The organism is Arthrobacter ginsengisoli, from assembly GCF_031456935.1.
Lineage (GTDB): Bacteria > Actinomycetota > Actinomycetes > Actinomycetales > Micrococcaceae > Arthrobacter > Arthrobacter ginsengisoli.
This window is the reverse complement of the sequence record NZ_JAVDVQ010000012.1, coordinates 12,193-25,218: the sequence shown is the minus strand read 5'-3', so window position 1 is coordinate 25,218 and position 13,026 is coordinate 12,193. Positions and strand designations below refer to the sequence as shown.

Annotated in this window: 7 protein-coding genes; 1 reads left to right on the top strand and 6 read right to left on the bottom strand. The window is 60.7% G+C overall.

Annotated features, from left to right (window positions below; genetic code table 11):
• Positions 1 to 25 precede the first annotated feature (25 nt).
• From J2X01_RS14180 to J2X01_RS14160, 5 genes are all read right to left on the bottom strand, one after another.
• The gene (locus J2X01_RS14180; RefSeq protein WP_310058535.1) at positions 26 to 3,103 is read right to left on the bottom strand and encodes a type III restriction-modification system endonuclease; all 3,078 of its coding nucleotides are present in this window, start codon (positions 3,101 to 3,103) and stop codon (positions 26 to 28) included.
• Between the two features lie 5 nt (positions 3,104 to 3,108).
• On the bottom strand, positions 3,109 to 5,109 hold the full coding sequence (locus J2X01_RS14175) for a site-specific DNA-methyltransferase (RefSeq protein ID WP_310058532.1): 2,001 nt from the start codon (positions 5,107 to 5,109) through the stop codon (positions 3,109 to 3,111).
• Positions 5,094 to 5,804 carry a DUF4391 domain-containing protein gene (locus J2X01_RS14170; protein ID WP_310058529.1) on the bottom strand — a complete coding sequence of 237 codons (711 nt, stop codon included), beginning with the start codon at positions 5,802 to 5,804 and terminating at the stop codon, positions 5,094 to 5,096. The genes J2X01_RS14175 and J2X01_RS14170 overlap by 16 nt, the downstream gene beginning before the upstream one ends.
• Positions 5,801 to 9,121, bottom strand: a complete 3,321-nt coding sequence (locus J2X01_RS14165; protein WP_310058526.1) for a helicase-related protein — start codon at positions 9,119 to 9,121, stop codon at positions 5,801 to 5,803. Before J2X01_RS14165 ends, J2X01_RS14170 begins: the two co-directional genes overlap by 4 nt.
• A 470-nt stretch (positions 9,122 to 9,591) precedes the next feature.
• Positions 9,592 to 10,506 (bottom strand): GIY-YIG nuclease family protein, encoded by a 915-nt coding sequence (locus tag J2X01_RS14160; RefSeq protein ID WP_310058524.1) that lies wholly within the window; start codon positions 10,504 to 10,506, stop codon positions 9,592 to 9,594.
• 676 nt (positions 10,507 to 11,182) lie between these two features.
• Between J2X01_RS14160 and J2X01_RS14155 the strand changes: the two genes are divergently transcribed.
• A complete protein-coding gene (locus J2X01_RS14155) occupies positions 11,183 to 11,950 on the top strand; it encodes a hypothetical protein (RefSeq protein WP_310058521.1) in 768 nt (255 codons plus the stop codon).
• Positions 11,951 to 11,972: 22 nt separating this feature from the next.
• Here the strand turns inward: J2X01_RS14155 and J2X01_RS14150 are convergent, their stop codons facing one another.
• Complete coding sequence (locus tag J2X01_RS14150) at positions 11,973 to 13,004, bottom strand: NAD(P)-binding domain-containing protein (RefSeq protein WP_310058518.1); 1,032 nt, start codon at positions 13,002 to 13,004, stop codon at positions 11,973 to 11,975.
• Positions 13,005 to 13,026 lie beyond the last annotated feature (22 nt).

Sequence of the window (13,026 nt, the reverse complement as noted above, 5' to 3'; positions counted from 1 at the left end):
TCACAACAGCCTGTGCCCTCGTCGGTCAGGCTTCCGGACCGACGAGCTGCATGAGCTGGCTGTAGTCAGTCACAACGTCGTAAGTTACGTTTTCATCGTCCTTACGTCTCAGCTCGGCGAAGAACTTGCGAGCACATTCGATCTTGGCTTCCTCAACTTTGCGCAGCTGCATCGAGGACAGAGAGCCCTTGGTCTCTGCCACAAAGTACACGTGCTTGACGGCCCCCTCCTTGAAGGCGATGGCCCAGTCAGGGTTGTACTCGCCGACCGGGGTTGGGATGACGAAGCCGCGCGGCAGCTTGGCGTAGACGACGACCTCCTTGCTAGTGTCGAGCTCGGTGACGAAGGCGCGTTCGCCCTTGGAATCGGTGACCACGTAGTCGTAGATGTGCTTCTCAAGTTTCTCCCCAGCCTTGGCGAAGTCCTGCTTCGTCTGGTTGGCAGTGAAAATAGCGGTGTCATGTCGCTCGGCAAGCGTGTCGTACGTCAGGTGTTGAACAATCACGGTGGCCTTCTGCTCGTTGATCAGCCGTGCGGCCTCGGTAATGAAGTGCTCCGGGTTCTGGCGGTACTTCGCAAAAGTGATCGGTCTGACGCCACTCAAGATCGCTCCGGCCGTGTGGCGGGTGAGCTGGGTCTTCTCTGTGATCTCACCGATTAAGTCGTACTTGACTTGTGACGCCGCCGAGATCGTCTTGTGTGTTTTTGTTGAGCTAACAGAGAAGCCGTTCCCGGTCGCCAGAGCGTCCGAATCGAGCGCAACACGTTGCTCTCCGGACTGCACGACGTACTGCATTGCGGTGACGTTCAGGTGGGCGTCGAGCGCCCCGACGCACTTGTCGATCAGTTCGGTCGAAGCAAACTCGACCTGGTAAACGGCCTTGTGATTGATCCGGTTCCAGAGATCTTTGAACTCCTTCTTGGCGAAGTTCTCTTCGTTCAGCGGGATGCGCTTGGGCTTGCGTCCATCATCCGGCACGGGGACGCCGCCATAGAGTGCGTCGACGACCGGCCAGAGGAAGTCGATAACTGGCTTGAGCACTTCAGAGTTCGGCTCAGCGAGGGTATTCGTCTCGCGTGCGGCCTTGTACGCCTCGGAGATAGTGTCGTCGTCGTTGATGTAGTCATTCTTGACGAGGTACTTGTACAGCGCATTCGCCAGGGCTTCGTCGACGATGCTTTCGCCAGATTCGGTTGTGAACGTCTTGCCCGCGAAGTATTTGACACTGGCCTTCCGGGGACGGGAGGCGAGCGACTCGTTGATCTCCTTCTGTAAGCCCGCCACGAAGTCGGTGTAGGACTCGTCGGTCACGACGGTTAGCTCGTTGATGTCGTGCACGGTGACGGGATTGTCCATCCGCTCGCCGTGTTGGTCGACGGCGAGCCGCAAACCGCGACCGATCTCCTGGCGGCGGGAGGCGGTGTTGTCGCTCTTCTTGAGCATGCCCATGACAAATACGTTGGGATTGTCCCAGCCTTCGCGCAGCGCCGAGTGGCTGAAAATAAACCGCACCGGCTCGGCGAAGGACAGCAGCCGTTCCTTATCCTTAAGGATCAGGTCGTAGGCGCCGACATCCGTGGACTGGCCGGCGTCCTCGCCACGTGCGGCCACGCTTGGATCGACCAACCGCTTGGTTTTCTTGTCAATCGAGAAGTAGCCCTGGTGCGTTTTCTCCGCATGGATCGACTCCAGGTGGTGACGGTATGCTTCCGCCTCCGCGTCGAAGTCCAGCTGGCTCAGCTCGTCGGCCGCCAGTGCACGGTACTCATCCTCGAAGACGCGTGCGTAGTCGCCGAGCGTGTCTTCGCGTTCGTAGTCGCGGTACTTCGCCACCTCGTCGATGAAGAACAGCGACAGTACCTTGATGCCTTGGGCGAAGAGCTCGCGCTCCTTGTCCAAGTGAGCGCGGATGACCTCGCGGATCTGGATGCGGCGCTTCGCGTCTTCGGTAACATCGGCGGTGATCTGCCCGGCAGCCACGATGCTTCCGTCGCTGAGTTCGACGACGTCGCGGTTGGCGTCGATGCCGGTGATGATGAGGTCCTTATATGCCTCGATACCATCGGAGATGTCATGGAGTCGGGCTCCTACGTCGAGCCTCTTGACCTGCCGCTTGATGCCACTCTTGGTCTGCACCTCCAGCTCGACCCGTGCACGGGGCTTAGCCCCCTTCGCGATCTCAATCCCATCTAGATACAGGTAGGCGGTGCTCCCCGCAAGTCCCTTGACCATGATGCCGCGTACGGAGATCTTCTTCACGAGCTTCTGGTTGTAGGCGTCTAGTGCGTCCAGTCGGTGCACCTTGTTGTGCTCCACCTTGTGGGTCGCCGAGTAGCGCAACACCATCAGGGCATTGAACCGGCTCAGCGCCTCCAACGACTTGGCCGCGCCGATCTTCTGCGGTTCGTCGATGATGACGATCGGCCGGTTAGTGCTGATTACGTCAATCGGCCGGCGTGACTGGAAATCGTCGAGCACGTCGTAGATGCGCCGGGTGTCCTTGCCGACAGCGTTGAATGCCTGGATGTTGATGATCATCACTTGCACCCCGGCGTCGGAGCTGAACCGCTCCAGTTCGTGTAGCTGTGAGGAGTTGTAGACGAACGAGCGCGGCTTGGTGCCGTATGTCTGCTGGAAGTGTTCGGCGGTGATGTCGAACGACTTCTTCACACCCTCGCGGATCGCCACACTCGGCACGACGATGATAAACCTGCTCCACCCGTAGCGTTTGTTCAACTCCATGATCGTCTTGATGTAGACGTAGGTCTTGCCTGTCCCTGTCTCCATTTCGACGTCGAGGTTTGGAGCGCCTGCCGCAGATGCCTTGCTCGTAAGGAGTGCCTTCGATAATGGCAGGTTTCGGCTGCGCTGTGCCGCCTGGATGTTCTCCAGCAACTGCACCGGACTCAACATGATCTCTGCGTTCCGCAGGCCGGAGTCCATTGACTCGGGAATGTCCAGGGTCGGCTGGTCTGACTGCAGGGAGCGACCCGGGTCGATCCGATAGGACACCCCATTGTCGCGAGGCTGCCCGGCGAAGCAGTCGACCACCGCATCGACGGCATCGGTCTGGTACTGCTGCACCTTGAACTGAAGCTTCATGGGGCTCAAATCGCCTTTACGTCAGTCGCGGGCGAGACTTCAGCGAAGACCTGCTCAGCGTTGATGCGATCAGCGTCTGTCGCGAATCCGGAGTCACGAAATACCGCACGAAGTGGTTCGCGGCGCGCGATCTCACGCACCAGGGCCGGAGTCACCTCGTCGTCGAAGCACGCGGACAAAGCGCCGTTTTCGACAACGAAAACTTCCTTACCATCGACAATTTCCACTTCGATCGGCATGGTCAGTTCGAGCCCCCAATCAAGCAGCACTTGGAACAGCAAGTCCTCCCCGGTTCTTTCCGGCTTTATGCTGTCCGTAAAGAGCTCAAGTTCGTCCTGGCTGAGTGCGTCTGGCACACGGAGAACGTCTTCCATGTTGGTTGTGTCGACCTTCAACGCTCGGAACCCTGCGTCCAGCAGCGGTGCCTTGTTTTGAAATTGGGCAGCGATGAGCCTCAGACGCTGCTTGCCGATCTCTGCCACCGTGGCCGGCTTGCCGAGTTCATTCAGCAACTTGATCGCGTTGGTGGTGACCTTCCGGGCAGTGCCCTTAGCAGTTTTCAATGAAACGTTGAGGTCTTCAGCTATCTGAATTCCGATGAACCGGCATTGGCTACCGGTTGTGAGATTGAGTTCCAGAACTGCATGAAGCGCCGCGCCGGAGCCAGCGAACATGTCGAGCACAAGGTCCTCTCCGGATACGCCCACCGCCTTGTAGATATCCCGGAGTAGGTACTCGTCCTTCGGGTTTGTGAAGACTTTCTCTCCAAACAATGTCTGAAGACGCTTGGATGCCGCGCGTCCGTCCACGTATCTGATACTTGTCAGACTTTGAGTCTCTGTGTTCGCCAAATAAGTCTTGTTGTTCGGAACCGTCGTATGGTCGGGACCAAAGTGAACTCGACCTTGAGCGACACGCTCGCGCATGTTAACTTCCGGGTAGCGCCACCCAGTCGAGGGCATCTTGCACGGTTTGCCCGTCTGAGGGTGAAGGAGTTCGTAGACGTACTGCCCGTCATTGGGCCCTGAGATGTTGTCTGGGAAGTAGACGCCCTTCAGATCCATCCAAGTGTAGTGCTTGCTCGCGGAGATAGGATCGCTAGGCGGAAAACGTTTGAACCATTCCTTGGCGGCCTTATTGATTGCGATCCAATCGTCGCCGTGCGTCTTGCGGAATCCGTCAAATGCCGCATAGATCTGTTCGAGTCCTTCCTTCCGCTCCACCCACGCGCCAACGTTTGCGGATTTATTCTTCACGAAGAACACGATGTACTCATGCTGCATAGAAATGTAGCCTTGGTCATTCTTGCTGCTGTTTTTGAGCACGATCTCGCCAACATACGCATCACGACCGAGCACCTCAGTCCCGAGGGCGACGAGATTGCTGTGCTCATTTTCGTCGATCGAGACCACTAGTACGCCATCGTCAGACAAGAGGTTCCTGGCGAGCTTGAGGCGCGGGTAGATCATGCTGAGCCAGTCTGAGTGGAAGCGACCGTTGGCACTTGAGTTGGACACCATCGCCACACCGTCGTCGCTCACCTGCCCGGAACGCTTCAGTTCCTCATCCCGAGTTCGCGCAAAGGTATCGGCGTATATGAAGTCGTTTCCAGTGTTGTAGGGCGGATCGATATAGATCAGCTTGACCTTGCCCAGGTAGGACTCCTGGAGGAGCTTGAGCGCCTCGAGGTTATCTCCTTCGATGAACAGATTACGCGTGGTGTCGAATCCCACTGACCCCTCGGGCACCGGGCGAAGCGTCTTGGCGATAGGCGTATTCGCGGCGAACAGTGCCTCGCGCTTGCCGGGCCAGTCGAGCTGGTACCGCTCCTGCGGACCCTCGATGACGTGCGCGGATAACTCCTGACGCAGCAGGTCGAAGTCGATCGCGTTTGTGGGGTTCCCGTCGTCGTCTCGTCCCTCCGTTATAACCGTGGGGAACAGTTGGGCGATCTTGTCGATATTCCGTTCAGTCAGGTCGGGTGAGTGCATCAGCAGTTTGTCCACGGGGGGTCCTCGGTCATCGGAGTTGCAGTGTCAATAAGAGGGGCAAGCTCAGCCATCCGGTCCCGGAGCTGGCGTCGCAATTCCACCTTGCGGTTGAACTGCGGTTCTGTTCGGAGCTTCTTTTCCAGGGCAGAGACCTCGCGTTCGAGCTTCCAAACGGTCTGTAGTCTGGCAGCGATCTCCGACATTTCCTCGCCCGGCCGCAGCGTCACCGGCGTCAGCGGGTCTAGGAGTGATACGTAGAGGGCCGGCAGAGTGATCGCGGTCGGGAGTGGCTGCCGCTCCGTGTCGGCGGGCTGCCATCCGGTCGAGTAGTAGGCGCTGAGCTTGGGTGCTCCTACGCCAAGCTGCTTGTGTGCTGCGACCATACGAACGAACCGATTGGCGCCGTCGCCGCGCGTGATCTCGAAGATGACCGGGAATGGGATCGCTTTGTCGATTGCAGCGAGCACCGGCTCGGACAGGTCGCCAGCCTTTGTGTCGATCTGGAAAACCTGCACCTCGGGCACCATAGGGCTGCCGGGGAGGTTGATCGTGACCTCTGCGAGCTTGTAAGCCCAGGTTATGCGCTGGACCTCTGACACGAATCTATCTCGGACGGTGTAGATGACGGTGCCGTGCTCGTAGAACCTCTCCTTCGGCACGCGGCTGCCAAACTTCGCCGCTATTGGCCACCGGTACAGCAGGTCAGTCATCGACGGGCACCCCCACGTGCGCGGTCGACGACTGCAATAAAAGCGATCAGCTCGAAATCATCCAGGCCTGCGATGGTCTGGGTCAGGGCCGTGGTGTGGCCCCCGCTGAAGAGGCTGTCGATGTCGCGTTCCTCGGTGACCTCGATCATCGAGTGGATCGCATCCGTGAGCAGTTCGGAGTACTTGCTCATTTCGGCGCCCTCGCGCGTAGCTGCATTAAAAACATGCACGGCGGCTGTGATGGGTTCGTCGTAGGGGCGACAACCCCCGCGGATGAGGTCGAGCAAGTGCTTGGCCTCGGTGTGGTCGGCGATGACATTCCCGTCGTCGTCTAGGTACACGAGGTAGTGCGGGTGGAGCCGGTTGCCACGGTTGATGTTCTCGTCGGTTTTCAGGTTCCTCAGCACGAAAATCACGCCGGGCTTCAGCCCGCTGGCGGGGTCGGCGGGGATCACGGCGTGGAGGCCTTTCGGGGCCGAGGCAATATCGCCGTACTCCTTAATGTAGCCGAGCAGGTCCATCCGGAAGTCGTTGAGTCCCAGGTCGGTGATCGAGACACCTGTGCGGACGTCTTCCAACTCGATGACCTCATCCTGGAGCTTTCGGAGCTGTTCTTTGCGAAATGCCGCGTCGGAGTCTTCGACGTTGAGGACGTTGTCGTTCGCGGTGCCCGCGAGGTCGGCGATCACCATGCGGTTCTCGACGCGCTCTTTGAGATTGATGTACTCATCAAGGGAGATGTCGGGCCAGAAGTTCACCAGCTGAATCTGGGCGTTGATGGAGCCGATGCGGTCGATGCGGCCGAAGCGCTGGATAATCCGGACCGGATTCCAGTGGATGTCGTAGTTGATCAGGTAATCGCAGTCCTGAAGGTTCTGGCCCTCGCTGATCACGTCCGTGCCGAAGAGGACGTCCAGATCACGCGTTTCATTCGGCATGGTCAGGTGGCGTTGCTTTGAGCGCGGGGAGAACAACGCCATCACCTGCTGGAAGTCGAACCCGGTACCCAAGCTCGTCTTAGAGCCGTGGCTTCCGCCCGTTATTACGGCGGCCTCGAGCCCAGCCTTCTGGAGGGTGGGGGCAAGTTCGCGGTAGAGATAGTTGGCGGTGTCAGCAAAGGCGGAGAACACCAACACCTTGCGGTTACCCGCATTGATTGGATGTGCGGCCTTGTCGGTGATGAGCTGTTTGAGCCTCTGTAGCTTCAAGTCGTGGGCCGGGACGACTTTGCGCATCTCGTCGAGCAACTCGCGCAGAGTCTCGCGGTCGTTCCACAGGTCGCGCTGCCAGGACTCGATGTCGAGATCGTCGAGGTCGATCTTGATCTTCTCGCCGAACGAGAGCGCCTCGACGTTCGCGTCGTCCTCGTCATCCACATCAAAATCGAGACCCGCTAGGTCAGCGCTCACTTCTGTGAGCGGGCCTGCGTGGGAGTCAAGGCGCTGCAGGGTCCGATTTACGGAGCCCTCGATCTTCGCCAGCGTCAGCCGGAATGCGTCAACCGAGCTCTCCAGCCGCTTGAGGAGGTTCACGGTCATGAGCTTCTTCAGGCCTTGCTCGCGGCCCTTCTGGCCGAGGTTGGAACGGGCGCTGCCTGCAGTGACGTTGTAGAGGTCCTCGTACTTGCCGATCCTGCTCGGGAACACGTACGCCAGCGGAGTGTAGACAGCGAGGGTGAGGGCCTGGAGCTGCTCGAAGATGTCATTGAAGCTCGGTGCTTCCGCCAGGCCGGTCAGTGGTTCACGGATTGACATGGGTGCCAGCCGTTCGGGGAAGGCACCAATGTCTGTGGTGTCGTAGAACGCTTGGATGTGCTTGCGCGACCGAGCGATCGTCACCGAATCGAGGAGTTCGAAGAAGTCGAAGTCGAGCATCTGAAGGATGCGCTCGCTCGTGCGGTCCTCCGGGGAAAGCTTGGACCATTCGTTGAAGACGCGCTGGGCGTCGCTGAAGACCTTCTCGACCGTCGTCGAAATGTTCAAGTGCTGGGCTAGGTTCTCCGACTCACCCTCGTAGGCGAGCTGGAGCTGATTCTTCAGGTCGTTGAAACGGTTGTTTACCGGCGTCGCCGACAGCATCAGCACCTTGGTCTTCACGCCCTCGCGGATGACCCGCCGCATAAGCCGCTGGTAGCGGGACTCTTTCTCTTCGGCGTAGTCGGCGTTGCGGAAGTTGTGCGATTCGTCGATGACGACCAGGTCGTAGTTGCCCCAGTTGATCCGGTCCAGTCGCAAGCCCAGAGACTCGCCACCGGTGCGCGAGAGGTCGGTATGGGCGAGGACGTCGTAGTTAAACCGGTCTTCGGCAAAGATGTTTGTCGTGAGGTTGGCGTTGTAGTTCGTCCAGTTCTCGGCGAGCTTTTTCGGACAGAGCACTAGCACCGACTTGTTGCGCAGCTCGTAGTACTTGATCACCGCTAAAGCGGTAAACGTTTTGCCGAGGCCGACGCTATCGGCGAGGATGCAGCCGTTGTAGGTCTCCAGCTTGTTGATGATTCCCGTCGCCGCGTCGCGCTGGAAGTTGTAGAGGCTCTGCCAGACCTTCGTGTCCTGGTAGCCGGTGCGGTCGTTGGGCAACACGTCCTCGTTGATCTCATCGAGGAACTCCGCGAACAAGTTGTAGAGGATCAAGAAATATATGCGCGCGGGGGAGTTCTCTGCGTACACGCTGGCGATATGGTTGTGGACCGCCTCGGTGACGTCGTCGAGCTGTTCCGCATTGTTCCAGATCTGGTCGAACAGCTGGATGTACTGGGCCGTCATCGGGGCCTCGTCGATGCGCTGCACCATGTTCGAGACTGCGTTGCCGCGCTCGTAGCCAAGGTCGGCGGTGGTGAAGCCCTGGAGCGGCATGTACGCGGCTTTTTCGTCCACGACAGCGAACTGCTGCATCGGGTTTCCAGTCGCGTTTGACCGGAAGGTGACCTTGCGGCGCACCCACTCGGCGCATTCCTTCGCGATTGCGCGCTGGGTGAGCTTGTTCCTGAGCCGCACCTCGAACTCGGAGCCGTGCAGGTTCGACTCGGCTCGACCGTCCGCGGGAATGAAGAACTCGCGCCGCTCTTTGGGGAGTTTGCCGGTGACCTGAGTCGTCAGGAACGACGGCGACGTGAAAATGAATTCCAGCTCATCGACCTGCTCCAGTTCTTTGCGCAGAGCCTCAAAGGCGAAGATCGAGAACGTCGACGCGGCGATGCGCACCTTGGACCCGGACGTGACCTCGGCCTTGAGATCGTCACCGAGCAGGTCGTTGACGTTGTCGATGATCTTCACAAGCCCCCCGGCAGAATCAAGAACCTCTGCTAGTTCAGGGCTCACTCAGCCGAAATTTATCATGAAATCTGGTGGTTCAGGCATTTGCGCCATCGGCATTGCAAGCTCATTCAGGGCGGCCCGCTTGGCTGGCCATCAGTATCGGGCCAATCGTCCATCCGCGTTCGGCGGGACTCGGCTCTTGGGGAGTCGCTCTAGGTCCCGTCACGTGAGGTAGGCGCTACGGGCGACTACAGTCAACGATGCCCCGTTAACCGAATCCCCCCAGATCCAACGGATCGTACGACCCCGCAAGCCGGCGCCAGGGACCGTGTCACCTTGTTGGTTCACCCCCAGAAGGGGAAGACCGCGGGGTCTGTCGGTTTCGAGACTTTAACGAGCTGCTTCGCTGGACTGCTAGCAACCAGGCGAAGACATCCGCCTGCCTGAGCGGGCAAGTGGCGTCCCAAGCTCGCCGGCCTGCGGTGCGGCTCTAGGTCCGGCCCTCGGCCGCGGGTGCTTGCCATGCCCCTCCCTCACATGTCATTTCCTTGTGCTGTGCCGTACAAATCTCCCTGAATCGCGGCCGGCGCGAGGCGATCGCGTTCCAAGGCATCGAATGTCCTGCCATCGACTGTCTTCCAGGCGGTTCGACCATTGACGCTTCCGCCCACGACCGCGGCCGCGGCGCCGCTGGGACTGTTGAACTGGTGGTCTTGCTGGAACACGATCTGAGCCCCTTCGATCGTCGCTATTCCTTGTGCGAGCAAGGATTCACGTCGCTTGATGAGGCCCGGTTCTGCGCTTGGTGCCGGCACGGCATTACCGCGGGAGCCCCGCCTGACCACCAGCCCCGACGCGTTGGCGTAGGCCGTGGCGTTGCAACCCCGCTCCCGGAGAATAAGTTCTTCGTGTTGCATGCCGACAGCCGCGCGGGGGACGGATTGAAGCTCCTGATGAACCGGGTATCCCAAGGTTGCAAGGAGCATAGAGACCGTTTCCATGTACTCTTGGCATTCCCATTCGAGCGGAACCGGCGTGTGAGGGTTGCTAGCTGAGTTTCCGTTTTCTAGTGCGAATCGGGCGGCAGCGGTTGCCCTTTGAATCGAAAGCCACTCCAGGTAGGCAACGTGCGTGCTAGTCCAAGTGTTAGTCAGGGATACAGCAACGAGGGCCCTCTCCCAGAATTCTTTTCCGGAAGCATGTTGAGCGAGTCTTGTGCCCACATTCTGTGTTTGCCCGATATAGCAGCGTGGAGCTTCTTCGTCGGACGGGCCGAACAGGAAGTAAAGTCCGACCTGCCGCGCCTCAGGCATCTTGGTAAATTCTGCCAGTAACGGACGGGGGATTTCGAATACACGGACAGTCCTGGTGGTGATTTCTGCCTGGCGTATACCTGAAGGATCACCCTGCGGAAGGAAGATCTGGATAGTTTGAGGTCGCAAATTCAAGGAGACTCCGGTTCACGTTGTTGGTTGGGCACGGCGATCAAGAACGACGGTGCCACACTCACTGACCGTCATGCCAGATTGAATAGAATCGAGTTTCGGTCGACGGGACGCTAATACTGCTCGCAGGTCGGTCTTGGTGGCACACGGACAGCATTGTCATCCCGGTACGAACCATTCACTTGGGTCACTGGACGTTTGCCGCGCCCGCTCCAACCGCCTACTTCCCAGCGATGTGCTCCGCCACATATTCTGCGGCCGCCCTGGCTTCGAGCATCAGAATGTCGAGCCGACAGCGGGGGCCGCTGCGCCAGCGGTGGCGGGGGCATTTCTTCTGGAAGCGCGCAGTGAGCCAAAGCGGAGTGACGTAGCTTCCAATGAAGGCCCTTAACTGGGCGCTACGTGACCACGCGTTGTGACTTGCCGGTCGCGATGTGCTCGGCATGTACCGAGCGTCCTCCTGAACCAGCGCCAGCGTGACCGGAGACCGGCGCCGGGCGGTTGCTTCGGGGGATCGCAGGAATAGCCCCGCACCGAAGCGGCGCGGGCTGGCCCGCTCCTGAAGCGCCGAAGGTCCGATTCCCCCAAAAGTGCGGGACACTGGAAGTCCCGAACCACGAAAGCGGGCCACGTTGATTAGTCTCCAGCACGATGCCGACGGCTTCACCCGGCTGAGTCCATGGGACTGAGCAGTGCCGGCGGCGCTGGCCATCTCGATCCGCTGCTGTATCCGTGGGACCCGCCCGTGGCCTCGGGTGTCATGGACGGCAATGACTTCCGGCCCCTTGAGCGTTCAGCCGGACTGGATGAAGCCCTCGCGCAAGCCAGCGCGCCACCGCTGGAAGGCCGTTCCCTGGTGGTCTCCATCGGCTCGAATTCAAGCGCCGACGTGATGCGGCGGAAATTCGCCAACTACCACCAGCCTGTCAGCGCGGTCCTGCCGCTGGTCCGGGGGCAGCTCCACAACGTCGCCGTCGGCCACTCCGCCCACGTGAGCAAGGCCGGCTACATCGCCGCCGCCCCGTATCCGCTGATGGGAGAGTGCACAGCGGTCTGGCTTTCGTGGCTGGACGATGTCCAACTGCTGGCCCTCGACGAAACGGAGCCCAACTACCGGCGGATCCAGCTCGACGGCGAAGCCTGCCCGCTCGCGGCGGACCACGGGGAACGTCCGGAGGAGTTTTCGCTGTTCACCTCGCGCTGGGGCGTGCTGACCGACGGCGACGGCGGGAAGCTTCCCTTCCTCGACCAGCCTGCCCTCTTCGGGCTCCTCGCCGGCAGCGGCACCGGGGACCTTTTGGAGGAGGGGAAGTCCGTGTTCGACGGGCCGCCGGAGCTTGTTGCCGAGCAGCTCGCGATGCCCTCGGTCCAGGCTTGGGCCAGGGACTGGTTCAGCTCGGCGGGCCTCGCCGCACCCGTTGACTTCGACGGGCCTGGCGCGGGGTAGCCACCCCTCTGGGACGTCGCCTTTACCGGGCGGCGATGTTCTGGGCGATGTGCTGTGCAATGTATTCGGCATCGCGGCCCACGCCTGCCACGATGGACGAGCCGTGCCCGGTCAGCCACGGCAACCCGACGGCGTACAGGCCGGGGTGTTCGGTGACGCCGCGGTGCCGGGGGTAGTTCCATTCGTCCAGCACCGGGATGTCCAGGATGCTGAAGTCCAGCCGGTATCCCGTGGCCCAGAGGACCGTCGTGACGTTGGCGGCTTCGAGGTTCAGCCGCGCCGGCTCCGAGGGAAGCCAGTCGTCCTTGCGCGGCGGCTCCGGCTCCGGTGCGGACATGCCGGTGGCGGCAATGTAGCTGTCGAACATCGGCTTCATCCGCTGGTAGAACGCCGCCTCGACCTGGTCCAGGCGTTTCGGAAGGTCATCGCTGAAGACGAGGTCGCCGTCGTCGGCTGCTTCCACATGGCCGTGCAGCCGGACGCCGCGGCGGCCGAGGTCCCGCAGGTGGATGTCGTGGCCGCCGTCGGCGCCGGACACTAGCGGGTTGCAGGCGAACCTCGCCGCGGGGGAGGGCAGCTGCCCCACGGTGAGGCCGTTCAGTCCGTAGTCGGGGCCGAATTGTGCAAGCTGCATCATCCAATAGAGGAGGTCCTGGCCGCGGTACCGGCGCGGTGCTTCCGTGCACGTGGACACCGCCAGGTGGATTTCGCGGCCGACGGCGAGCAGTTCCTCGGCGATCTGGCCGCCGGACTGGCCGGTGCCCACGATGAGCACGGCACCCTCGGGCAGTTGGCCCGGGTTGCGGTAGCTGTCGGTGTGAAGTTGCAGGATGTGGCCAGGCAGTTGTGCCGGGAGCGCGGGAATTTTCGGCTTCTGGTAGCCGCCGGTGGCGAGCACCACGTTCCGGGCCCGCCAGCCGCCCCGGGTTGTGGCCACGTTGAAGCCGCCGCCCTCCGCGGGCGCGATGCGCGTGACATCCGCACCCGTCCGGACAGGAGCGCCGATGCTCTCCGCATAGTGCCGGAGATAGCCGATGAGGTCATCTCGCAGCATGAATGCTTCCGGGGCGGGGCCG